The 25,593-nt window shown below is 36.4% G+C and carries 23 protein-coding genes and 1 pseudogene; 4 read left to right on the top strand and 20 right to left on the bottom strand.

Annotation, left to right across the window (positions count from 1 at the left end; translation table 11 throughout):
- The first annotated feature begins 64 nt into the window (after window positions 1-64).
- Together IGL56_RS08825 and IGL56_RS08830 are read left to right on the top strand one after the other, a co-directional pair.
- Window positions 65-679, top strand: a complete 615-nt coding sequence (locus tag IGL56_RS08825; RefSeq protein WP_002359819.1) for a hypothetical protein — start codon at window positions 65-67, stop codon at window positions 677-679.
- Between the two features lie 15 nt (window positions 680-694).
- Window positions 695-1,267, top strand: a complete 573-nt coding sequence (locus tag IGL56_RS08830) for a hypothetical protein (RefSeq protein ID WP_002359818.1) — start codon at window positions 695-697, stop codon at window positions 1,265-1,267.
- Window positions 1,268-1,299: 32 nt separating this feature from the next.
- On the opposite strand, the gene IGL56_RS08835 is transcribed toward IGL56_RS08830, so the two are convergent.
- The 17 genes and pseudogenes from IGL56_RS08835 to lepA form a co-directional block, all read right to left on the bottom strand.
- Entirely contained in the window at window positions 1,300-1,800 is a 501-nt protein-coding gene (locus IGL56_RS08835; RefSeq protein WP_002359817.1) for an antirestriction protein ArdA, read from the bottom strand.
- Window positions 1,801-1,812: 12 nt separating this feature from the next.
- Window positions 1,813-2,034 (bottom strand): hypothetical protein, encoded by a 222-nt coding sequence (locus tag IGL56_RS08840; RefSeq protein WP_002298822.1) that lies wholly within the window; start codon window positions 2,032-2,034, stop codon window positions 1,813-1,815.
- A 4-nt stretch (window positions 2,035-2,038) separates the two neighbouring features.
- Entirely contained in the window at window positions 2,039-2,176 is a 138-nt protein-coding gene (locus tag IGL56_RS08845; RefSeq protein WP_002359816.1) for a DUF3789 domain-containing protein, read from the bottom strand.
- Window positions 2,173-3,357 (bottom strand): MobT family relaxase, encoded by a 1,185-nt coding sequence (gene mobT, locus IGL56_RS08850; RefSeq protein WP_430599741.1) that lies wholly within the window; start codon window positions 3,355-3,357, stop codon window positions 2,173-2,175. Before mobT ends, IGL56_RS08845 begins: the two co-directional genes overlap by 4 nt.
- A gap of 256 nt (window positions 3,358-3,613) precedes the next feature.
- Entirely contained in the window at window positions 3,614-3,868 is a 255-nt protein-coding gene (locus IGL56_RS08855; RefSeq protein WP_002359814.1) for a hypothetical protein, read from the bottom strand.
- Between the two features lie 25 nt (window positions 3,869-3,893).
- On the bottom strand, window positions 3,894-5,036 hold the full coding sequence (locus tag IGL56_RS08860) for a DNA cytosine methyltransferase (protein WP_002387062.1): 1,143 nt from the start codon (window positions 5,034-5,036) through the stop codon (window positions 3,894-3,896).
- Window positions 5,037-5,116: 80 nt separating this feature from the next.
- Window positions 5,117-5,938 carry a hypothetical protein gene (locus IGL56_RS08865; RefSeq protein WP_263306703.1) on the bottom strand — a complete coding sequence of 274 codons (822 nt, stop codon included), beginning with the start codon at window positions 5,936-5,938 and terminating at the stop codon, window positions 5,117-5,119.
- A complete protein-coding gene (locus IGL56_RS08870) occupies window positions 5,928-6,386 on the bottom strand; it encodes a hypothetical protein (protein WP_002359809.1) in 459 nt (152 codons plus the stop codon). The genes IGL56_RS08865 and IGL56_RS08870 overlap by 11 nt, the downstream gene beginning before the upstream one ends.
- 105 nt (window positions 6,387-6,491) lie before the next feature.
- Window positions 6,492-7,838: an FtsK/SpoIIIE domain-containing protein gene (locus IGL56_RS08875; RefSeq protein WP_002399949.1), complete on the bottom strand. Its 1,347-nt coding sequence runs from the start codon at window positions 7,836-7,838 to the stop codon at window positions 6,492-6,494.
- Between the two features lie 67 nt (window positions 7,839-7,905).
- Window positions 7,906-8,250, bottom strand: a complete 345-nt coding sequence (locus IGL56_RS08880; RefSeq protein ID WP_002359807.1) for a hypothetical protein — start codon at window positions 8,248-8,250, stop codon at window positions 7,906-7,908.
- Window positions 8,251-8,259: 9 nt separating this feature from the next.
- Window positions 8,260-8,631: a YdcP family protein gene (locus tag IGL56_RS08885; RefSeq protein WP_002359806.1), complete on the bottom strand. Its 372-nt coding sequence runs from the start codon at window positions 8,629-8,631 to the stop codon at window positions 8,260-8,262.
- 12 nt (window positions 8,632-8,643) lie between these two features.
- Window positions 8,644-8,958 carry a YdcP family protein gene (locus tag IGL56_RS08890; protein WP_002383555.1) on the bottom strand — a complete coding sequence of 105 codons (315 nt, stop codon included), beginning with the start codon at window positions 8,956-8,958 and terminating at the stop codon, window positions 8,644-8,646.
- Window positions 8,959-9,070: 112 nt separating this feature from the next.
- A pseudogene (gene fss3 / locus IGL56_RS08895) lies at window positions 9,071-12,294 on the bottom strand (fibrinogen-binding MSCRAMM adhesin Fss3).
- 282 nt (window positions 12,295-12,576) lie between these two features.
- Complete coding sequence (locus IGL56_RS08900) at window positions 12,577-14,409, bottom strand: ATP-binding protein (protein ID WP_065813744.1); 1,833 nt, start codon at window positions 14,407-14,409, stop codon at window positions 12,577-12,579.
- Window positions 14,396-15,775: an SIR2 family protein gene (locus tag IGL56_RS08905; protein ID WP_002383549.1), complete on the bottom strand. Its 1,380-nt coding sequence runs from the start codon at window positions 15,773-15,775 to the stop codon at window positions 14,396-14,398. The genes IGL56_RS08900 and IGL56_RS08905 overlap by 14 nt, the downstream gene beginning before the upstream one ends.
- Window positions 15,776-15,875: 100 nt before the next feature.
- Complete coding sequence (locus IGL56_RS08910; protein ID WP_065813745.1) at window positions 15,876-16,805, bottom strand: helix-turn-helix domain-containing protein; 930 nt, start codon at window positions 16,803-16,805, stop codon at window positions 15,876-15,878.
- Between the two features lie 198 nt (window positions 16,806-17,003).
- The gene (gene lepA / locus IGL56_RS08915; RefSeq protein WP_010708102.1) at window positions 17,004-18,839 is read right to left on the bottom strand and encodes a translation elongation factor 4; all 1,836 of its coding nucleotides are present in this window, start codon (window positions 18,837-18,839) and stop codon (window positions 17,004-17,006) included.
- A gap of 246 nt (window positions 18,840-19,085) precedes the next feature.
- Here lepA and IGL56_RS08920 point away from each other — a divergent pair, with 246 nt between their 5' ends.
- Window positions 19,086-20,306, top strand: a complete 1,221-nt coding sequence (locus IGL56_RS08920) for a GNAT family N-acetyltransferase (protein WP_010709700.1) — start codon at window positions 19,086-19,088, stop codon at window positions 20,304-20,306.
- Between the two features lie 23 nt (window positions 20,307-20,329).
- A complete protein-coding gene (locus IGL56_RS08925) occupies window positions 20,330-20,809 on the top strand; it encodes a nucleoside 2-deoxyribosyltransferase (protein ID WP_010709701.1) in 480 nt (159 codons plus the stop codon).
- Between the two features lie 34 nt (window positions 20,810-20,843).
- Here IGL56_RS08925 and clpB read toward each other — a convergent pair whose 3' ends face one another.
- The 3 genes from clpB to purB all read right to left on the bottom strand — a co-directional run bounded on the left by clpB (window position 20,844) and on the right by purB (window position 25,571).
- Entirely contained in the window at window positions 20,844-23,450 is a 2,607-nt protein-coding gene (clpB, locus tag IGL56_RS08930) for an ATP-dependent chaperone ClpB (protein ID WP_002356811.1), read from the bottom strand.
- 270 nt (window positions 23,451-23,720) lie between these two features.
- Window positions 23,721-24,092: a DoxX family protein gene (locus IGL56_RS08935; protein WP_010709702.1), complete on the bottom strand. Its 372-nt coding sequence runs from the start codon at window positions 24,090-24,092 to the stop codon at window positions 23,721-23,723.
- 183 nt (window positions 24,093-24,275) lie between these two features.
- Window positions 24,276-25,571, bottom strand: a complete 1,296-nt coding sequence (gene purB / locus IGL56_RS08940) for an adenylosuccinate lyase (RefSeq protein WP_002356808.1) — start codon at window positions 25,569-25,571, stop codon at window positions 24,276-24,278.
- Between the last annotated feature and the right edge of the window lie 22 nt (window positions 25,572-25,593).

Here is a 25,593-nt window from a genome sequence, read left to right on the forward strand (position 1 = left end):
AAATATATTGTTTTTTAAATTAAATATTCTGTTATAATTAAAATTAATTAGGGGGTAGATAAGTTTGAAACAAGAAGAGCTTAATCTTAAATTATATGAGTTGCTATTGAAAATCCAAAATGAATCTGACACACTAACAAATGCTGACATTTCAGAATCAGACGCAGATTTTTATGGATATCTTATCTCTAAAGAATTAGTTTATAATTTAAAAATAGAACACTATTACAGCGGTCCAAATATAGATGCTAGCCAAGCAATAATCACAGATAAAGGATATGCATTTATTAATCAAATTGGTGAAGCAGATAAACCTATTAAAATGAATCGTGAGAATCGATACAAACAACTTCAGATATTTCTCAAACGATTAGATGACCATGACGCTGATTTAAGAACTCCAAATTATCGTGTTCAAGAAATTGACTACTACGACTTAATTAAATATGCTATTGATTCAAATCTCGTTAAGGGAATTGCTATTCGATATGCTAGCAATAAACCCCATCTTTTTTTATCTCAATTTGCAAGGGTTACTACAGAGGGATATGATGTATTAGATACTCCCTATCCAAAAAATAATACACCCGGAGCAACCATCAGTAATACATACAATATCTATGGTGGAGATCAAAAGGGTGCGAGTTTTGGCAGTAACAACACAACCAATAATAATTAAAAGGAGAGATTAGTATTGGACTATCGAACCAAAGAAAAGAAGTTAAAGCAGCTCTTAAACTTCATTTATGATGGAATTACAGTTACGTCAGACTTATTGGAGTTATCTCAACAAGAATTCGCATCATTACTGGAAAGCGCAACAAAATCTGGCTACATCCGAGGTGCATCCATAACAAAAACCAAAATGTACCCCATAATTTGGACTGATGATGTCGAACTAACAGAAGAGGGGGCAGAGAAAATTCATCCTTCAGAAAAAAATAGTCAATCGATTCAGACGACAAATACCTTTAATTTTAACTCTTCAGGTGACTATAGAGGAGCGACATTCGGAAACAATAATACCGTTACAAACAATTGGAATAATTCTCTTGATGAATTAAAAGAATATATTGATGCTTTACCACCTGAAGAGCAACAAGTTGGCAAAGAGCTTATCAATATCGTAGAAACTAAAGATTTTAAACCTAACGTTTTAGAAAGATTTTCTGATTTTCTCGAAAAACATCCTAAAATTGTTACTTTAGCAGGTAATGCAATTGTTTGGGCGCTTTCTAACACTGATAAACTTCCACTAATAAATTGAGATATAAGCCATTCAAGTTGAATGGCTTATATTTAGATTGGATATTCAAAAATACCTCGATTAGTAACTAAATAGTTTCCCTCAATCTCCAAGTCGCGAGCAAAAGAGGAATAATTGAAATACCTTACAAAATTTTCTGGAGCATCTCCTAAATACCCCTCATTTACCATTTGATAAGCTAAATCTTCCATATCATTACAATCTGGATAATACACAATATCATCCACATGCTCCACCATTTCCTCGAAAGAATTAAAGAAAGCGTGCTGAATCTCTGAAGCAACCTCACCAATTGGCGTTCCTTCTAATTCCTCCGCTAAGCCACACAATCGATTAATTTCCTCAATTGATGTATACTCATCAATCTCAAAGGGTAGTTCATAATCATGAATCGCATATTCTTCATAATCATCATTTAACCCAATTCGTTCTTTGACTTCATCAAAATCGACAGGTGGAGTAAACCACGCCCCCACCAACTCTCCTTCATTGTATTTTCCAAGGTTCGCAATATAAACACGCATCTGCTCCATCGTGATTCCCCCTTATGCACCAACAATTCGGTTAAATAAATTGAGTAAGACATCCTTCACACCAGAAGCATTAAAGACCAAACCTACCGCAATCAAGGCAATCACCAAAAAGCCAATTAATTTAGAAAACTCCCGCTTAAATCCTAAAAATAAACCAATGACTACAATCGCTAGTAAGACTAAGGATTGAGCATTGGTCAAAAACCATTGATATAAATTTTGTCCAAAATTCATCTCGTCACTTTCCTTTCTTTTCCATTACTCGGTCTGCTGCTGTACTTGCATGCATCAAGCACATCACAGTAACACCAAGCATACTGCCACCAAATACCAATAAAATATCTTTTACAATTCCCATCAAAATTCCTCTTTTCATACAATCAAATTTTCGATTGCCATACTTTGTTGTTCCAAAATTTTTTTATGCTGGTCTGATAACCGTGCATTCCGTACCATATCCTGTATATACGTTGTCTGATTCAGCCGATCCAATTCCTTTGCCATCTTCCACGTAGGGGCGACTTGACGTCCAAGCCAATTCAAGGTTCGTTCAATGGTATAAGGTTTCGGTTCAGAAGTTAATTGAATTTCATTCCGATTCCGTCCAATAAAGCGACCCCATTGTTCATTCAAGGGCCAGTTGGTTCGCCGTTTGCCTTCCACCTTATCCGCAAATCGCAAGTAACGATTGATAATAGAAAACGTGGTGCTCTCAATGCTACGACCTTTTAACAAATCTTGAATCGCATGATAAGCACGGTCATTTTTCAGTCGAATCTCAAAACGATTTTTCGTCTCAGTCTGGTCTAATGGAATCCCTAACTTGATATATTGCTCATAATCTTTTTCGTACAAGCAGAAATAAACCTCACTCTTGAGACTGCCGATATATAAGGTATTTCCCATGCCATCCTTTTCATCAGCTTTTAAAAGTTCCCCGGAACGATAACTTTTAAAGGTACGAAACAAGGAGATACATTCTTCCTTCTGACATTTTTTCGTTAAATCAGAAATATCCAGTAGCCCCACTCGATCATTGATTGCCAAGTCCAAGCGTTTCATCACACCACCGTTTTTTAGACAATCTTCGAAAAAGTCGTACCAGCTACGCTTTTGAGCGAGTAAAAAAGTTTCAAACTGCCGGCAACCACGACCCTTTAATTCCAAAAGAACACCTTTATCTTCTTCATGAGACAACATCACTACAATATCTCCCATGACATATTGTTCCTGATAGGAGTAAAAGGCGTAATCTTCATGAAGCATATACTCAAATTTCAGATGGAGAAGCTCTTGAATAATCTTCCGCACATCCGTTGTGGAAAAACGAATCCTTACATAGTCAAACAGTAACGTTAAAGGTAAATCGGGATTAAAACTTTCCAGTTGGTCAAAAATTTTTCTCATGGTTTTTGTAGAGGCAGTTACGCCACCGTTTTCTATCAGATTTAAATAGGTCCGACTAAGCCCACAAGCGATAGCTAATTTATTTTGTGAAACACCATATTCATTACGTCGGTCTTTTAATAATCGATAATCTAAATTCCGTTGTGCCAAGTTCTCACCTCCAAATTCAAGGTGTTAACTTTTTTTAATGAGTTAACACCTATGCAAATTACTTAATATCCTTGCTACACCAATAATTCTTAATGATTACTTGCTCATTTTTTGTGTTTTTGTACCCCCCTGTTAGATACGGGGGGTGAGACATCATGGCCGGCTGACGCCGTCCATGAACAGGCACAGCACCACAGAGGATTTCTGCTTCGCAAATCCCCCGCGGTCGGCGCCCATCAGTTAGTTTATTCGGCTGCTACCCTTCAGTAATGCCACCTACTTCCAGTTCTGCTTTTATCTCAAACAAGTATTGACGGATATCCGATTCTTTCGCAAGGTACGCAATCCGTTCTAATTCTTTGATGACTTGATTCAGCTCAATTCGAGTATCTGTTCCCTCGTCCATTACATACGAATCACCAGTGACTTTCACAACATTTTTGCGAATATCAAAATTAAGCTGACGTAATTCTTCTTTCAGTTCCGGATCTGAGTGAATCTTGCCAATCACCCATTAGATTTCTCCAATCAATTCATCATAAATCATCCGTTTTCACCTCCTTTAATCTCTTGGCAATATCAAAAATGACCGGAACTGTTACAGAGTTTCCGGCCTGCTTATACAACTGACTATCTGAATTGACTTGAGAGGCTCGATCAAAAGTCCAATCGGGAAAACCCTGAAGACGCCAACATTCTCTTGGTGTAAGCTTCCGAATTTGATACTGGTCTGTAATGACTGCTTGTTGATCTCCTGTTAGTAACGTATGGACGCTTTGCTTTTCAAGACGACCTCGGCGACTTTTGGAATGAGGAAAAGCCAGATTCACACTGCCCTCTGGCTTAACCTCTTGATATTCTATTTTATTTTTTCGAATCATAATCTTCGTTCCCCCTTGCTTCGTTGACAAGGTGGGAGCTGTTCCAGTTACCTCGTAAATCCGATTACCTTGTTCAAAATTTCCCGGCAACATACCCACTACAGAAATTCCATCATTTACTGGTAGTGCGATTTTAATTCCTTCATCGCCTGTTACGGTTGGGGCAAACTCATCTGAACCATAGACTTGTTCACTCATTCCTCGGTTGGAAGGATTGGTATTTAACAAGTTTCTGAGGTTTTGATCAGATGTTGCAGACGATTCAATGATAGGAAATACTTGTTCGGTACATATGTCTCGAGAATGTCCGATAAGGAAAACCCGCTCGCGGCTTTGGGGAACGTAGGCCTTTGAGTTAAGCACTTGCCATTCCACATCATACCCCAATCCATCCAACGTTCGGAGGATTGTCTCGAACGTAGCCCCTCCTTCGTGATTGAGTAATCCCCGGACGTTCTCAAGGAATAAAAACTTAGGTTGGAGAAGAGCGGCGAACCGAGCGATTTCAAAGAATAAAGTACCTCGAGTATCGGAAAATCCTTGCCGTTTTCCCGCAATTGAAAAAGCTTGGCACGGAAATCCGCCGCAAAGGATATCCACTGGTCCGAGGGATTGAATAAACTCATCTGATACACTTGTGATGTCATACATTTCCACCTCCTCACTTGTATCATAAATTGCCTTATAACTCCGTCTGGCAAAATCATCAATTTCACAAAAGCCGATACAGTGGTGGCCGGCTTGTTCCATACCTAAACGAAAACCACCAATCCCGGCAAATAAATCTAAAAATGTCATAAATAACCTCATTCATTGCAAAGTAAAAAGCCAAGAACATTTTTTGCTCTTGGCTTCTAAAACTATTTTAATTTTTGCTCCTAATTAAATAAAGGTGACATCAGTTCATACAATCTATTACAACTTTCAACAGCAGTTACTGCTAATGGGGCAGTCTTAAGTAAAGATTGCATTGTCTCAAATGCCGTCTTCAAAACATTTTTTTGAGGTTCACTCTCAGTCTGTTGTGACTCAATCAGAGCCAATTGAGATAACAAAACATCTTTAATAGGTTCATTATCCACTAATTCCTTTTCAATATTACTTTTCAAATCAGAAATTAAATCATCAACTTTAGATTGATTGATTTGAACATTTTGGTTAGCATTTATGGTGCTGTTATCGTTGGAAATATTTACCTGAGCTTGTCCACCACTTACATGTATCATATATTTTCTCTCCTCATCATATCCCATATCTGTTGCAATATCAGATAAGTAAACATTTACTTGATCTACAAAAGGCATTACTACACGATTTCCAAATTCCTTAACCATATCTTGATAGGCTCTAGAGGAAGTATATCCCCAGCCGAGAAAAGTAGTGTTAGTAGAAAGATTCTCGCTAATATATTTTAAAATTTGATATACAGAACTTACCTCTTGTTCTGGTGTCTTTCCAGTAGTTAAAATAAGTCTGCCATAGCTTTCAGATACTTGCTTAATTTCATCTTCTAGATTTGGATATTCTACAAAAACATCTTGAATATACTCATAAATAACAGGAGTGCTATCTATATATTCAACAAACATTTTAATGATAGAATTAACTTCACTGTAATGAGCATTAAGAACTCTAGAAGCTAATTGTTTAAATTTCCTACTTGCCTTTTTTAAATCTTTTTTATTGATATTAATCTCCATCTTGCATCTCCCCACAGAACGGACAATATCCGCCTTCCATTTTTAAGCTTGGACTAATTTTTGCTTCTTTATGACAGCAGTCATAAATTTGAAGTTCCAAGTTATCTAGTTTTGAAATAATCGGATCAACAGGATCTTTCTTAATTTTTGAACCTGATTTGAATTTTACGCTTCCATTCTTTGATGATTTACTCAAATTCTTACCAAAATCATTAAGTAAATCAGATACATGATTATTTACAATTTTCATTGCTAATTCTATTACTTCATCAGTAAACAAACTATCTGGAGTTAGACCACACTTAGGACACCAAACATGCAATTGAGATTCATCTTCCAAGTCCTTAGGCGTTAGCTTAAAATACTCACCACACAAAGTGCATTGTAAGAAAATAAATCCATCTGAATCTGATGGGATTGAAATATTAAAAGTAGTGTCAGCTGTCATAGATACATCTCCTTTTGGGAATACTTAATTTACCTAATTACTATAGTAATTTTATCACAAAAAGAAGGCGAAAATCTTTTTTATGTTATATTTCTTTAATATAAATTAGATATTTATATTATTTTGCACAATGGTTTTGGTAGATTCCAAAAAATCATACCCCTTCGGAACTAAAGGCGTGTAAAACTCACTAACAACACCCCCACCTGTATCTACATAGCCTCGCCCCTTGATTTGTTTCATAAAAAAAATTTTATCAACCTCACCAAACATCATAGAATACCCCAGTTCACTCATACGACCCAAAGCCACACGGAAGTTGAATTGATCCCGTATTCCGTCTCCTAAATATTTCGCATCCGGTCTTTGACAAGCCAGAATCAGAAAGAAACCGGACTGCCGACCTAACATGACGATTTGTTTGAGCTTATTCAAAATTACCGCGCTTTCCTTAGTCGTTAACATCTCCATATAAGCCACATATTCATCAAAAACTAAAAAATTTGGTGAAAGACCAAGATACGCATAATTCTCTCCTGTTTTGTAGTTTGGCATTTCTTTCATCAACCTACTACGAACCATCATACGTTCATAGAAATCTTCTACACAAGCGGAAATTTGTTCTTTTTGGGAATATACGTGAGTCATTATTGTGCCTAAATCTGCTAGATCCGCATTTTTGGGATCAAGGATAAATAGTTCTGCATCAGATTTCAGTAAAGCCTCGATGATGGTGAGTAAAAAGTAAGTCTTCCCACCACCTGTACCACCTGCGATTAACATATGAGGCAAGAAATCATACGCCCATACTTGATTTTTCATCAATCGCAAAGCTCCATTTTCTACCACTGCTTCTTCTATCCCAATTCGATTGGCAATCATATCGTAAAGCAAGGTATAATCCACATAGGAGTCTTTGAGTTCCTTTTCTACTAACTCACAATACAGTCCGCTTTCTAACTTCTTTTCTAGCTTCAATAGTTGATCTTGATATTTTCCCAGTGAAATTTGAACGCGAATAGAAAGTAAGCCATCCTTCATTCGATAATAAATTTTGGGGAAGTAACTGATACTTTCTTTGGTCCGACTACCATTCAAATCTTTGAAAAAACCTTCACTTTGAGTTTGTTTCACTTCATACCAATGGTTTTCTAGAATCATCCGAGCTAGCTTTTGTCGATGCCATAAACTGCGCCAATGATCCTGAAAAAAGTGAATATAAAGCAATATCATACCTCCTGAAAGAGCAAAACTTCCTAGTAAACAGATTAAATCTTTCGTGGACCAATCAATTTCACTAGTGGAGAATGATAGCTTAGAAATCTCAAATTGTCTAAGCTCTTGAAAATAAAAGACGCTCATACAACCAATGAACAAAGCAAGTAGCCAGCCAAGAACAAAGTGATAAATTAAATGCTGATTTCTTGCGCGTATGCGATGTCCTTTGTACATCTGATGGTTTCCACCTCCAATCAAAAATTGCCCAATAGGATTTATCGGGCAATTTCAAAAAGTTATGCTAGTCATTTACTACTACGGGAAGCTGTTTCGTTTCAACCAATTGTTTTAAAAAGCTTTCAATGACATCCGGCATCTCCACACCGATTTCTTCTAAAATAGACTCAGCTTTTCGACATAAGTTTTCATTTATTTCCACAATCATAAAGAAGGATTCCTCTTCCCCTAACCAATCCAGAACATTGAACTCTTCTTCACTATCGGTATTTCCCCCAAGTAGCCCCTGATGCATAATCAGAAACATTTTCTCATCATCGGTCACCCCTTTAGTGAGTTGCTTTTCGGTTAGCTCTCCTTTTCCATAGCGATCTAGACAATCAAAAATATGTTCAACATCAATCTCCATACTCTTCACCTATTTCTTTCCTTCATTTTGATGGGTATTTCCTTGATTCGATTGCCGTTTCAAGACTAAATCATCCGCCTTAATAAACCAATTGACGGTAGTTCCTTCTCGAAAAGCATAATTTGCGACCGTGTCCACGATTGGATTGACCAACTCTACTTCTGTATCGTAGGCAAACTCTCGTAATGGCACATTTGCTGGAATACTGACTTGAATCATTCGACCTTGTGCTGAGGATTTCAAATTATAGGTTCGTTCTTTGACCTCATTACTAACCGTTCCATCCTCATTTTGTTTCCGAACTTCTCGGCGTAATGCAGAAAAACGCAACTTGCCAAACGTTAGTCCTGAATCTACTACAATACCTTCTGTCAATCTCATATTTTTATCCTCCTATGCTTTCACTAAATCATCGACATACAACACATAATCGGTAAAACCGCGGTTTTCAATCGCATACCCTTTGGCAACTAAATGGGGATTCACAGCTTTCAGCGGTTGATCTTGGTCAAAATCTTTTTCGCCGGCTTCCGCTGCTACCACCACTTCAATATCATCTGCTCGTTGTTTACTGGAATATAGATGATAGCTACGACCAATCACCACAGTATTTCGGCCATATCCTTCTGTTAAAATTTCTCCTTCACCAGCATAACCTAACTTTCCAAAGGTTTCGGCCATATCCGGCACGACAAATTTCAATTCCATATTCTTTTCCTCTTTTCATTGTTAGTTTTGGATACAAAAATAGCGCGACCACTTTTTTAGGAGGCGGTCGCACAAGTCGGTTCCTACTATTCACTTGTTTCATCTCATCACCTTAATTGCGGCGATTCCAGAAATAATACCCAGCAGTCGAAAAAATCAAGATAAAGCCAACTAACAGTAGAACGTTGGAATTTTTCTCCCCAGTTTGCGGGAATGTCTTCACTGTGGGACTAGATTCTTGAGAATTACTTGGAACAGCTGGTGTTTCCGGTTGTTTTGGCGTACTCGGTATGGTTGGCACTTCTTTTGGTGTTAAGGTTTGAGATTTTTCTTTCAAATCTTCATTGTGTTTTCCATTCACGTTTCCATCTTTTTCGTAATTGATTTCCGTAAAAGTAAACTTAGTTCCTTCTGGATACTTTCCGGTATCTACTTTTCCGCAAGTACGGTTTTGGTAAATTCTTTATCATTCACTTCATGCTCAATTTTGCCAGATTTCCAAATTTCTTTGTTCGTACCATCTGGTAGTAAAGCATACAGAATTGTTTCGAAAGCTTCTTTTGAGCCATCCAGTACATCATGGGTAACCGACACATCATCAAACATATCCATCACGTCACCATGAGTAAAAGTTTGCGAACCATCTTCTAGGTGGGCTTTTGTTTGGATGGAAACATGGCGTTCAATCGTACAATTGACGGTTTGTGCTTGATTGTTCAAGCTAGCATCCTTCGCTACTGGCTCATTGCCTGCTTCAAAGGCTACCTTGTTTTCATACACATAATTGAACAAGACGATGCTTTTATCCAAAACTTGTTCAGCGGTTAATTTATGCAGAATTTTCCAAGTTCCAGTTTTCTCTTTGTTCGCCAACGTTGCGGTTGTTTCGGCAATCACCACCGGTTTGGCTTTTTCGTCTTTTTCTTGGGCAGCTTTTGTGGCTTCCACATCAATGGCTTGAGCTACGACATACCAGTCTTCTTTGATTTCATGCAAGTTATATCTCAATTTATCAACTAGCTCGGTAAAATCAAGGGTATTCAATTTTTTATTTCCGTCTTTCCAAGTCGCAAGAGAAGTCAAACTATCTTCTTTCTCGGGCAAATCATAAAGCATCAAACGGTTCAGACTAACAGAAAACTCGTTGTTAGTTAGTTTCTCGTAAGGAACGGTCACCATCTTAATTGGTTGTTTTTGTCCTTCTTCGGTAATGGTAAAGACATACTCACTCTTCGCATAGTCGTCTTTGTTTTCCTTAAATGTAGAACGGATTTCTAGTGGTGTAATCTTTTGAAATCCTTCTGGAGCCTCTATTTCTTCAAGTAAATAATCCCCATAAGGAAGATTTTCAAACTTACCATAGCCATCAAAACCTAATTGCTCGTTACAAGCTGTGGTCGCTTTATCTTCAGCACCTGTGATTTCATTGGTCCCTTCCAATGGCGACACTTTAAAAGATAAGTCGTTAAATCCAGTTTCGGCAGTGCCATCAGCCGATCCAGCAAATTTAAAGAAATCAAAGCCAAAGCGAATAACTTGTTCTTTTGCCGTAACATCTCGAGTAATTACGGCATTTTTTTCGTTATTATCAACTTTTTTGATGGATACAGGATACTTCGTTTCATCCAAAGTATATCCTTCAGGTGCTTTGGTTTCTTGCCAGAAATACTCGTTAATTGCTAGGTGTTTAACGGCAACTTGGTTCTTTTCATCTAAAGCCAAAGTCACTGTTTCATCAGAAGCTTTCGTTCCCTTCACTAATTCTGTTTTAAAAGCTTCACTCCATTTAACAGCTTGACCATCTTTTGCAGTAAAGAGAGTATATTCAGCTCCTTTAAACTCAGCTTTCCCTTGACTCTCATTACCGGTATCTTTGTCTTCTTTTGTCAAAGTGGTTTCCCCAGTAATTTCTTGGTTTTGCCCTTTTACGTTACTGGTAACAAGAGCCACGGTTTGATTGGCATATTTTAACTCGACTTTTGTTGGTTTGAAGGTATTCACGAAACCATTACTAGATTTAGTTTCTGTCACGTAATAGGTTCCCAGTTCCAAAGCATTAGCAAGCTCTTTTGGTGTTTCCGCACGACCTTTTTCATCCGTTGTTATTTCTTGGACAATTTCACCAGCTGGGCTGTCTTTACGAATGGCAAATGTATTTCCAGCTAGAGAATAATTGTCATTCCAAAGATCAGTACCTGTTTCTACCCCAGTCTTCTCTAAAAGAATTTGACCTTTTTGTCGCATATTTTTCGAAGTCATGGAAATGGTCTCGCCCGCTTTAATGGTGGCAGCCATGGGTGTGGTATCAATCATATAAGGATCTGGCACCGATTTTTCAGTAATAGTTACCTTTGTACCATGGGGAATTCCATCCAAAATAGAAATCCCATCTTTATCTGTTGTCACATCTTTTGAAGGTAAAGCTTTCCCAAAATCTAAATGGAAAACCGTTTCTGGTACAATATCACCTGATTCTTTATCGATTTTTTTGATCTTTAAAGAACCCTTAGTTTCCACATCAATTTTAATAGCGTAGGTATTGGGCTTATCAAGCGCACCAGCCATCACAGTTTGAAGTCCTGCTTTTTTATAAGCGACTGGAGTTCCAGTACCAGCTGATTTTTTCAATGTTAATGTTCCTGATTTGGAATTAGAGTTTGGAGTAAGCACTAATTGATTCCCAATTACACGGTAATCTATATTCGCCGTATTTTGGACGACTTTATCAAACTCAGATAAATTTAATTCATTTTTATCTATTAAAGTTGTCGATTGACCTAAAATTGTTTTTACAGTGGTATTATGAAAACTTGGTTTTTTTTGATACTCCTCAATTGCCTTATTAATTTTTCCTTCAATAGATTTTATATCAACTGAAGCACCACCTAATCTTTTTATGGAATGGAGTTTATAACCGTTCACTTCTTCCCAAATCATCTTTTGTGCAACCATATTTGTATCAATATCTGTTCCAGCCTTTTCCCAAAGAACCGATACTAGTTTCGCTTTATCAGACATTGATGGCAAAGGGTTTTTCTGATAACCGTGCGTCACTTCTGTTGGAATACTAACACCTGGTTCAATACAAAATACTGTTTGTTTTGCACCATTGTATTCTGCATATAATGACGTAGTACGTTCTGAGAGCGTGCTGCCATCGCTAAAAGTTCCGTCAACTTCATACAGTTTACTTACGTCATAATGAATTGTTACCTCTTGAGGGTGAGTAATTTCATCGGCAAAAGCAATCGTAGGACCAATCGTTCCGCCAATTGTTTGACTTAATAGAGCCAAAGTCGCAAATAACGGCCAATTTTTAAATGTTGTTTTTTTCATATAATTAATCCCCTTTCGTTTTTGAGTAATAAAAAAGAGACATTCACCTCTGAATGTCTCAAATGTTTAAAACTATTTTTTTCAAAGATTATCAGATACCATATATCAAAAACTCCAAAGAGACTTTTCCTATATGGGCATACTGAATAATGCGAGCCGTATTCGGAATATCTTTTCCGTCTTCGTATTTATCCATCTTACATTTATTCATAAAGCCCGCCTTTCTTTTTGAACATAAAAAAAGACCCTCAATTTTTGACGGTCTCATCGTAAAAATTTACGTTATTCATTCACCCAAGCTTCCACTAAATCCACAGTATCACTTTGTGGACGTAAAGTTTTATCACTTATAAAATCAACATTCACAATCATTGGTAAGGACAAAGCTGTCCCAGTGATAATACAGATACCTTGTGATAAACCTGGAAGCATTGATTTAGAAACTCTATCTAGAGTTGATAATGAATTATCAATTATTTGAAGATCTCGCTCATTCACTAGCTTGTGTAGAAAGAAATTATGAACTTGTGAGAGAAGTGTGGGTGAAATATCCGCTGGTCTTTGACTTGATAAAGTAAGGAAAAAACCAAATTTCCGACCTTCTTTAATGATTTCCTCAAAAGTAGAAAGTCTATAATCCTTCCATGACGTATTGTCGTTTCTTGATTGATCAGACAAAATATTATGTGCTTCATCGATAATAAGATGGAAACTAACCTTATCTTTACTCGTCTTCTGCTCATCGAAAAACATTTTTGAAGTTAACATCGCTACAATTTGTTTAGCTTCTTGATTCAAATCACGTAAAGAAATTATCTCAAGAAATTTGACATTGTCGATCTGTCCCACTATCTCTATATACTTCTGGAAATCTTCAATACGGCTATCGATTCGCTTTAGAAGCGGGTCTATATGATCCGATATGACATTTCGATATAGTAAGTCTTTGACTAATTGTAATTTACATCTAAGTTCAAACTCTTTGAATATATTTAATTTTTCCGTTAGAATCACATTTTCAACTTGTTCAAGATTAACTGCCTGCATATGTTTAGATTCCCAATTTCCATCAAAAAAAGTACCGTTTACAATAAATTTTGCAGAGTCATCCTTACTGTATATCTGTGCCTGTTTGATTGGCTCCAAAGCTTCACTAGAATCATAAAATTCACCCAGGATACTTACAAATCTATTTTTTAAATCCATATTGGGAAAAGTCGTAAATATCTCTCTAAGTATAGAACTTATCCATCTTTGCAGTGACTCTTCACCAAAACCAAACTTATTTATCCCTTTAAGAACACGTTCCAAAAAAGGTTTTTGAGTTTGTTGAGTCGCTGAAAAAAGAATAGACAAGATCTCAGAACTAAAAAAGATATCCCTTTTAATCTGTAACCTCTTATTTGAAACGGTTCTAGTGGATAATTCATATATATTTTTTTCGCTCTTAGGTACACCAAATGAGTTATCATGCACATACTCACCGTTAAAGTCTATGACAACAAATCTACTTTTCTCTCTTAGCAATGGGAACGATTGTTTAAATAGCTCAAAATACAATTTATGAAGTGTATTTGACTTGCCACTACCAGTATTTCCAAAAATACCAATATGTGACGCAAAAAAAGAACTTATTGGTAAGTTAACCTCAATTTGCTCATTTAAGCTTTTCCCGATTTTAATAGTTTGATCTCCATTAAAATGATCGAAGCTATTTACATAGATAGTTTGTGTCTCTTCAGTTGTCGGTATTGAACAAATATTTCCAATCATTGGAATATATGTTGTACCAGTAGTGAAACAGCCTTCTGAAATATATCCAATAATTTGGATATCAAGAATTCTTTTTATGGTATTCTTACTGAATCTGTTATCCAACTGATAGTTCTGCTTATTATTTTGAGTATCCCAAATTGATTCAGAATTGATTCTGCCTATTATTTTAATAAAGTTCTGACGAATAACTACAAAACTATTTACACTTAAGTTTTTTATCACTTCACCATTATTAATATATGTCGCTTGGTTCATATCATCAAAAGTGATAGCTTTACACCTGATTCCGTTCACTTCAACAACTAAAGCAACCTCTATATTAGAATTATTCGTCATCATCTACTACCTCCGTATATTGACTATCAATATACTTTTCAGAAAGATTTCCTTCGATAATCCTGTTAAAAGCTTCAAAATCTATAACCGCATCTTTATTATCGTAAACTGATACTTCCTCAGAATAAGTGACAATAGTACTATCATTTGATCTAATCTGATTTGTTTCTAACGGTAGGGGCGTCTCTTCTTCGTTTTCAGCTTGTTCCATAATAAAATCTGAAGGTGTTATAAACACAATATTGGATGGAACTGCATTGGCTCCAAAACTAAATTGATTTATTATTTCACCTTTAGTACCATCTTTATAACAGAAAATGAATACCAATAAATTTGGATTATTTAAAGATCTTTGGACAATATCTGTTATATGCTCATCTAAAAATGAAAAACCAAATGCTATTAAAACCGATTGTTCCTTCTCAAGCTCGTAAGACAAGAATCTAAGCATATTAAAATACTGCTCTTCAATTAAGGTAGACTGAAATTTCCTTTTTGTGGGTAAAACAATCTGTATTTCACTAATTTTCTCACTTATGCCTTGTAATTGATTATAATACTTTTTACCAAAATAATTGATTACTTCAGTAGGACTATCAATAAATCCATCAACAGGTTTGCCTAGTATGACATCTTTCAATATCTCAATGGTAAATGACCGTTGAAAATTTGTATCATGAACTATATCGTTTTGGAGTTCTGACCAAACTTCTTCTGCTTTTTCAGCAGTTTTAATAGTGTCCAAAAGGCTGTTATCAACAAGCACTCTATCTCTCCCGATAAAGTTTTGCTCATTCAGCCAATTCACAGATCCATGACATTTCACCAAATTAATTGTTGGTAATTCGTTGGCATAATTATCAAAGGCCCCGGCATACAACATTGTCTTATTAAAATTTTCAGTGCTGAGATATCTTTTCATATAACCATTCGTCCCGTCATTAAAGAAAATTTTGGGATTTGATTCTATATTTTTTTCGACAGCTATTTCAAGAAACAAATCATAATTCGTAGTAAAGATATTAGTTCTTCTTGGGGAAACACGACTATTTCTCAGTTTTAGGAACTCCACGCAATTAAAAATAAATCTAGAATATTGATTCATCACAGAAGACCCAGAATCCAAGTGGTTTTCCGATTCACCTTTTTTTATATATTCAACCAATATTGAATTATCTTTGATTGCTATATAATAAAAAGCAAACATAACTAGTCTTTTACCTTCTTCAGTTATATCTTTGCTAGTCATATATTCCTCAATTTTTCCTAAGCTTGAAAAAAATGGTACCGAAGCACCTGCTCCAAATAAGAATGTCGTTCTTTTCTCTGAAAGAACAGCTCTAAGAGCTTTTACCTTTGAAATTGTCATAATAGTTCCCTCCAAAATTGGAATTCACTGTTATTTTACCACAATTTAATAACAAACGATGATTCTCCTCAAAATTGTTTTTAAGATATTTTTTTTTAAACTAATTAACGCCATATATCAAAAAATTCAAAGAGACTTTTCCTATATAGGCATACTGAATAATACGATCCGTATTTGGGATATCTTTTCCGTTCTCGTATTTGTCCATTGACCATTTTGTAACAGGCGGTGAAAAAAACTTTCCAAAGTCTTCTCTTTCTAAGCGATAATCCCTTCGAATCTTCCGAAGTCTTAGCCCCATTCGGAAGGAATCTAACTTTTCAAACTTGCTAATCCTACTTCCCTTCTTCAACATCTTACTAAAAGTCTCTCCATACAAAATATAAGGGACGGCCACTTTCCCAAGATAGGCAACATTCATTAATCTTTCGATATCAGGAATATTCGTACCCTTTTCCCATCTATTCACAACATTCTTACCCGCTGGTCGAGTAAAGTTCTTACCAAATTTTTCCAGTGTCTCACCTCGATTTTTCCGAATCTCTTGGATTCGTTTTCCCATCGCTATTTTATCGATGATGGGTAATTTAAACGAACCATCCTCTTGTTTTATATCCATCAAAATTTCTTTACCCTCGTTAGACAATAACTGAGTGATTTTCACAATTGCATTTTTTGATAATGGTCGACTTTGATTTAAGAATTTATTTAGAAGAGATATTTCGATTCCTAACTTCTTAGATAAATCCTCACGAGAAAAAATATTTTTAGTTTGATATTTTTCTAAATCAATCAAGACTTGTTGTTTTCTTTGAATCATATCTTTAATAAATGATTCAGCGCCGAGAACGTCACTCAAAATTCTATCGTTCTTTTTAGATATGCTGCGTAATCCATTTTCATATTTTACGATTGTAGCTTGTGATATATTTGATAACCTTGCCAGTTCTTCTTGAGTTAATTGCTTAGATAACCTAGCTTCTTTTAAATGATTTCCCATTTTGATTAACTCATCTTTATTTATTTGCATGAAAAAAGCACCTCCTTATGAGAGATGCTTTCATCATACGCTGACAAGTAAAAATCCTCAAGGAAATTATTCCTTTTTTGTCCTTTTTTGTTAAGTTGTGACAACCGTATGACAGTTGAAACTTTTTTAAACGGGTAAATCACAGATTTTTCGCCACTCAAAAAGATTGATATAACAGGGTTTTCCGTTGGAAACAAGCTATTTCGCGTTATCTTGGTCGTCCATTTTCAGAACCGCCATAAAGGCTTCTTGAGGAACTTCCACGGATCCAATTTGTTTCATCCGTTTCTTCCCTTCTTTTTGTTTCTCTAACAATTTACGTTTACGAGAAACATCGCCACCATAGCATTTAGCCAGTACGTTTTTGCGTAAGGCTTTAATATCTGAACGCGCCACAATTTTTTGACCTATCGCCGCTTGAACTGGGACTTCAAACTGTTGACGTGGAATTAGTTTTTTCAGTTTCTCAACAATCGCTTTACCACGCTCAAATGCGAAATCTCGGTGAACAATAAAGCTTAAAGCATCCACTTTTTCAGCATTTAATAGAATATCCATTTTCACTAGGCGGCTGGTACGATAGCCAGCCATTTCGTAATCTAAGGATGCATAGCCTTTTGTACTTGATTTCAATTTATCGAAAAAGTCAAACACGATTTCAGATAACGGAATTTCATAAACTACGTTTACACGATAATCGTCTAAGTAATCCATTGTAATGAATTCGCCACGTTTACGTTGTGATAATTCCATTACTGCTCCTACATAATCGTTTGGCACCATGATTTGCGCTTTAACATAAGGTTCTTCCACAGATTCAATCGTTACTGGTTCTGGAAATTCAGCTGGGTTGTCAACAACAACGGTTGTTCCGTCAGTTTTATTAACGTGATAGATTACAGACGGTGCTGTTGTAATTAACTCTAAATTAAATTCTCGTTCCAAACGTTCCTGAACAACGTCCATGTGCAGCAAACCTAAGAAACCACAACGGAAACCAAACCCTAAAGCTTGCGATGTTTCCGGTTCAAATTGTAACGCCGCATCATTTAATTGTAATTTTTCTAATGCTTCCCGTAAATCATTGTAGCGCGACGTATCAATTGGATATAAGCCACAATAAACCATTGGATTCATTTTGCGGTAGCCTGGTAGTGCTTCTGCTGCTGGATTGTCGGCCAAAGTCACTGTATCCCCGACCCGTGTATCTTGAACCGTTTTAATGCTAGCGGTGATATAACCCACATCACCAACCATTAAATAATCACGAGCAATTGGTTTCGGTGAAAAAACGCCGACTTCTGTTACATCAAACGTTTTGCCGTTACTCATCATTTGGATTTTATCCCCAGGACGAACGACACCGTCAATTACACGGATGTTTAAAACGACCCCCCGATAACTATCGTAAATAGAGTCAAAAATCAAAGCCTTTAAAGGAGCCTCAATATCGCCTGATGGAGCTGGTACATACTCCACCACTTGTTCTAAAATATCTTCAATCCCAATCCCTGCTTTGGCACTTGCTAAAACAGCTTCCGATGCATCAATTCCAATTACGTCTTCAATCTCTGTCCGAACACGCTCTGGATCAGCGGCGGGTAAATCAATTTTATTAATAACAGGTAAAATTTCTAAGTCATTATCCAATGCCAAATAGACATTTGCTAGCGTTTGCGCTTCAATTCCTTGCGCCGCATCAACAACTAGAACAGCCCCTTCACAAGCTGCCAAGCTACGAGAAACTTCATAGGTGAAATCGACGTGTCCTGGTGTGTCAATCAAATGGAAAGTATAGGTTTCACCATCTTTGGCTGTATAGTTTAATTCAATTGCGTTTAATTTGATGGTAATGCCGCGTTCTCTCTCTAAATCCATTGAATCAAGTAATTGATCTTGCATTTCTCGACTGCTAACTGTATTTGTTTTTTCCAAAATCCGGTCGGCTAAAGTTGACTTCCCATGGTCAATGTGGGCAATAATCGAGAAATTACGAATTTTCTCTTGTCTTGCTTTCATTTCTTTATTGTTCATTTTTTGCCTCATTTCTTTTAAGAAAAGCTAGCTCCCTGCTAGCTTCATCAATCAATTGTTATATTTTAGTTGCCTTTTTTATCAAATTATCATGTTTAAAGGTCTAGGATAATCAGCACTTTTCATTATACCAATTTTTGAAGAAGATTTAAAGCACTTCCCTTTTATTCTTTTGGTTTCGAAAGGCTAACAGAGTTTCGAAAAATTTGGTATACTAAAAACAGTAAATTTATTGGAGATGGAAAAATGGATGAACAAGAATTTCGAAAGCAACTGACCTTAAAGCCTGTTGAGGAAGAACACATTGATCAATTTAATGAACTTCTTTCCTATGTTTTTCAAGTGACTGAAGCAGATATTGAAGAAAGTGGTTTTGAAAACAAACGCGCATTTATCAAATCAAAACAACCGATTTTAGAACTTTCAAAAGTATTTGGCTGGTTTCACGAAAATCAATTAATTTCACAAATTGCTATCTATCCATGCGAAGTCAATATCCATGGTGCTTTGTATAAAATGGGCGGCGTTACTGGTGTCGGTACCTATCCTGAATATGCCAACCACGGTTTAATGAAAGACTTGATTCAAACGGCATTAGAAGAAATGCGCCAAGATAAACAGTGGATTTCTTATCTTTTCCCTTACAACATCCCTTATTACCGACGTAAAGGTTGGGAAATTATGTCCGACAAGTTATCTTTTAAAATTCGGGATACGCAATTACCAAAAACCGTTCCTGTTCCAGGAATGATTGAACGGTTAGCTGTCGATCACCCAGATGTCTTTGATGTCTATGCGCGATTCGCTCGTCAAAATCACGGCGCACTCATTCGTAGTGCCTTCAACTGGGAAGAATATTGGCGTTTCGAAAACGAGGAAGAACGGACTGCTGCTGTCTATTATGGTACCAATCAAGAACCTTTAGGAGTACTTTTCTATTGGGTGGCCGATGAGGTATTTCATATTAAGGAAATGTTTTACTTGAACCAAGAAGCCCGAAATGGCTTGTGGAATTTTATTACTGCGCATTTTTCGATGGTTTATTGGGTCAAGGGCGATATCTATAAAAACGAACCACTAGCCTTTCTTTTAGAAGACAGCCAAATTAAAGAAAGCATTGAACCCTATTATATGGCGCGAATTGTTGATGTCAAAGCCTTTTTAGAAAACTTTCCTTTTGAAAGTACGGCTAAGCCCTTCCATTTTGTTGTTAAAGATCCTGTCGCTGAGTGGAATAATGGTATTTTTGGCTTAATTTGGGATGAAAATGATCAAGTGACCATTACGGATGAACCTTTAGGCACCGCCGTTCACTTAGATATTCAAACACTAACTTGTTTAGTCATGAATTACCGACGCCCTTCGTACTTACATCGAATTGAGCGCATTGATACAGATAAAGAAACTTTAAATTCTTTGGAACGGATTTTTCCTGATCAAGAAGCTTATTTCAGTGATTATTTCTAAACCCTTGGATTGGAGACAGACAAATGACAAAAATTTATTTTGCAGGACCTTTATTTTCGCAAGCTGACTTACGTTATAATGCCTATTTAGTCGAACAAATTCGACAATTGGATAAAACAATCGATCTTTATTCACCACAAGAAAATGCGGCGATTAACGACAAATCTGCTTATGCCGATAGTAAAATGATTGCCTTAGCAGATACAGAAAACGTCCTTGCTAGCGATTTATTGGTTGCTTTATTAGACGGCCCAACCATTGATGCGGGCGTAGCTTCGGAAATTGGTGTTGCTTATGCCAAAGGAATCCCAGTGGTTGCCCTTTACACAGACAGCCGCCAACAAGGTGCTGATAATCACCAAAAGCTTGATGCTTTGAACGAAGTCGCTGAAAATCAATTCCATTATTTAAACCTTTATACAGTTGGTTTGATTAAATTGAATGGTCGGGTTGTTTCTTCAGAAGAGGATTTGTTGGAAGAAATTAAGCAACGATTGTCATAATAAAAAAGAACGAGCGAATTCGCTCGTTCTTTTTTTATACTTCTTCTATCGGTTCATTTTCAAAAACTAATTGATTGTCTAATAGACTAATCGTGACTTTTGTTTTTGGCATTACTCGACCAGAAACAATTTCTTTTGCTAATGGTGTTTCGACTTCACGAGTAATGAAACGTTTTAACGGACGAGCTCCATAAGCTGGCTCATACCCATTTTCAGCAATCCATGTTTTAGCTTCATCAGTGATTTCCAACACAATTTCTTGTTGCTCTAAACGATGAGCAAGTTGTGCGGTCATTTTACCAATGATTCCTTTAACATTATCCAAGCTCAATGGTGTAAATAAAATAGTATCATCAATTCTGTTTAAGAACTCTGGTTTAAAGTGTCCTTTTAGAATATTCATGACTTGATTTTCAACTTCTTCTGGAATTGTTCCTTCAGGTGTCACACCTTCCAATAAAAGCTGAGAGCCGATGTTACTTGTCATAATTAAAACTGTATTTTTAAAATCAACGACCCGACCTTTAGAATCTGTCAAACGACCATCATCTAAAACTTGTAATAAGATATTAAAGACATCTGGGTGCGCTTTTTCAATTTCGTCTAATAAGACAATTGTATAAGGGTTTCGACGAACAGCTTCTGTTAACTGGCCACCTTCTTCATAACCAACATAGCCTGGAGGGGCACCAACCAAACGAGACACGGCATGTTTTTCCATGTATTCACTCATGTCAATCCGTACCATATGATCTTCAGAATCAAACAAATCTTCAGCTAAAGCTTTAGCAAGTTCTGTTTTACCAACACCAGTTGGTCCTAAGAAAAGGAACGAACCGAGTGGGCGATTTGGATCTTGTAAGCCTGCTCTTGAACGAATCACCGCATCACTAACAGCATCGACGGCTTCATCTTGACCAATCACACGTTTGTGTAATGTTTCATTCAGTTTCATTAATTTTTCTCGTTCGCCTTCAACTAATTTTGTCACAGGAATGCCAGTTAAACGACCGACCACTTGCGCAATTTCGTTTTCAGTAACCGATTCTTGTACCATTTTGACGTTATCTTTAGCGTTCTTTTCTTCCAATTCTTTCAATTCATGTTCTAATTGCGGAATTGTTCCATGACGCAAAACAGCAGCTCGTTCTAAATCATAATTATTTTCAGCATCTTCTAATTCGTGTTTTGCTTTATCAATCTCTGCACGTTTGTTGGAAACCGCATTAACTTCTTCTTTTTCCGTTTCCCATTGCATTTTCATTGAGTTGGCTTCTTCACGCAAATCTGCTAATTCTTCTTGCAAGTTGGCTAACCGTTTTTTACTTGCATCATCTGATTCTTTTTTCAAGGCTGCTTCTTCAATTTCTAGTTGCATTAACCGACGTGTTACTTGATCGAGCTCTGTTGGCATCGAATTCATTTCCACTCGAATCGTTGCGCTTGCTTCATCGACTAAGTCAATCGCTTTATCTGGTAAGAAACGATCAGTAATATAGCGATCGGATAAAGTAGCGGCAGCAACTAAAGCATTGTCATGAATATTCACGCCGTGGTGAATTTCAAATCGTTCTTTTAAGCCACGCAAAATAGAAATTGTATCTTCTACTGTTGGTTCTTTGACTAATACTTTTTGGAAACGACGTTCTAAGGCTTTATCTTTTTCCATATATTGGCGATATTCATCAAGCGTTGTGGCACCGATTAAATGCAATTCACCACGTGCTAGCATCGGTTTTAATAAATTCCCAGCGTCCATACTGCCTTCAGTTTTACCAGCTCCGACGATATTATGAATTTCATCAATGAATAAAATGATTTTGCCATCACTTTTTTTCACTTCTTTTAAAACAGCTTTTAACCGTTCTTCAAATTCGCCACGGAATTTTGCTCCCGCAATTAAGGCACCCATATCTAAAGAAAAAATGGTTTTATCTTTTAAGTTTTCGGGAACATCTTTACGAACGATTCGTTGTGCTAATCCTTCAACAATCGCTGTTTTACCAACACCTGGTTCACCAATTAAGACTGGATTATTTTTAGTTTTTCTTGATAAAATCCGAATAACGTCACGAATTTCTTCGTCACGACCAATGATTGGATCTTGTTTTCCTGCTTTTACTTGTTGTACTAAGTCAACACCGTATTTTTCTAGTGCTTTATATTGTTCTTCCTGGTTTTGAGAAGTCACACGATCTCCTCCTCTCATCTCTTCAATATTTTTTCTTAACTCTTTTTCCGTAATGCCTTGTTGCATTAAATATTTTGTTAAACGATAATTTTTCAATTTCATTAAAGCTAAAAGTACAATTTCGGTTGATAAAAATTCATCTTGGAATTCTTCTCGAAGTGAATCAGCTTCTTGCAATAAATGGAACAAATTTTGACTTAAATTTTGACCATATTGTACATTACCGCCTGCCACACTTGGATATTCATCTAACGCGTTATCTACTTCTCGTTCAAATGCGTCAACATCTAAACCAGCATCTGTGTAAAAATTACGTCCAAAATGGTTTGGTTGAAGAAAAATTTTCCATAAATGTGCGATATCAATTTCTTGATGTTGCCGTGTCACCGCAACTTTTTGAGCTTCAGCAATCGCCTCTTGAAGCGTGGTTGTCATTTTTTCAATATTCATAAACGATCCCTCCCGTTTATTATTTTGTCTTTTTTATTTTAACATTCTTTACAATTATTATTATCCGACTTTTGATGGATTTCTTCAAAAGTTAAGGTATTCGTAAACCTTATAAATTTATTATACCCCATTGGTCAGTAAAGGTCAATAAATAAATTGACCTTTTTTGACCTTTTTGATAAAAAAAACCTAAAACAACTAAATATCACTGTTTTAGGGCTTTTTTCGCAATCACAACTAGTTTGACCAACTCTTTATTGCTTTGATTTATTAAAAATAAAGTTTTAACGTAAGATACTTTTTATCGGCATAGCTAACCAAAATAGCCAAACTGGTTATCGCTAAAAATAATTCGTACTCATAACCACTAAAACCACTTGCCAAACCAAAAGAAAAAATAGCTCCGACTAAAACTGCTATGAATCCTACTGATACCAAAGGAATTAAAAAGCCAATAATCATAAATAATCCACCAATTAATTCAATTGCTGCTACACCATAAACAAAAAGACTTGGCAAACCAATACTAGCAAAAAACGCTAAAGCATCTTCCAATGACGTTACTTTCATCACTCCATGAATTAGCATCGTCACCCCTAGCCAAATTCTAATCACTTGAATGCCTCGCTGTTGTTTATCCATACTTCTCCTCCTTTGTTTGCATTAAATAGTTAATGTAACTATTTAAGTTACATTATAAAGGATAAATCGAAAAAAGTATAGAAAAAAACAAACGTATTTAACAATACGTTTGTTTTTTAATCCTTCAGTTTATAACATTATAAGAGAAAAGCGAGAAGAATCATCCTTCTTCTCGCTTTCTTGTTATCCTAAACCAACACGTTCAAAAATCGTGTCAACATTTTTTAAATGATAATGGTAATCAAAGGCATCATCTAGCTCTTCTTTTGATAAGACAGAAGTAATTTTTTCATCCGCATCTAGCAACGGACGGAACGCCGTTTGATGATCCCATGCGTAAGCTGTTTTTGGTTGGACCAGATCATACGCTTCTTCACGTGTCATGCCATGATCAATCAATTTTAACAAGACACGTTGGCTGTAAATTAGACCATAGGTCGCATCCATGTTACGTTTCATATTTTCTGGGAAGACCGTTAAGTTTTTGACAATATTACCAAAACGATTCAACATGTAATTTAGTAAAATCGTCGTATCGGGAATAATAATCCGTTCAGCAGACGAGTGAGAAATATCTCGTTCATGCCATAAACTCACATTTTCAAAGGCAGTAATGACATGACCACGAATCACACGTGCCAAACCAGTCATATTTTCAGAACCAATTGGATTCCGTTTATGCGGCATTGCCGAAGATCCTTTTTGTCCTTTTGCAAAAAATTCTTCTACTTCACGTGTTTCTGATTTTTGTAGACCACGAATTTCTGTTGCAAATTTTTCAATACTTGTCGCAATTAATGCCATGGCAGAAACATATTCTGCATGTAAATCACGTGGTAAAACTTGTGTCGAAATCTCTTGAGCACGGATCCCCAAATGTTCGCAAACATATTCTTCAACAAATGGTGAAATATTGGCAAAGGTACCTACGGCTCCACTGATTTTACCCGCTTCGACACCTTTGGCTGCATGTTCAAAACGTTCAATGTTGCGTTTCATTTCAGAATACCACAACGCTAATTTCAAACCAAATGTAGTCGGTTCTGCATGAACGCCATGCGTTCTTCCCATCATGACCGTATGTTTATACTCTTTGGCTTTGGCTCCGACAATCTCCGTAAATGTTTGTAAATCTTTCCGTAAAATATCATTCGCCTGTTTCAATAGATAACCATAGGCAGTATCCACAACATCTGTGCTGGTTAACCCATAGTGTACCCATTTTCGCTCTTCACCAAGCGTTTCTGAAACGGCACGAGTAAAAGCGACAACATCATGACGTGTTTCTGCTTCAATTTCTAAAATACGTGCAACATCAAATGATGCATTTTCTCGGATTTTTTGTACATCTTCTTTAGGAATCTCGCCAAGTTCTGCCCAAGCTTCATCCGCCAAAATTTCAACTTCTAGCCATGCCTTGTAGCGGTTCTCATCTGTCCAAATTGCGCCCATTTCGGGTCTTGTATAACGATCAATCATTGTGCCTTATCCCCTCTTTACT

The sequence above is a fragment of the Enterococcus sp. DIV1316a genome (genome assembly GCF_050536915.1).
GTDB lineage: Bacteria > Bacillota > Bacilli > Lactobacillales > Enterococcaceae > Enterococcus > Enterococcus faecalis.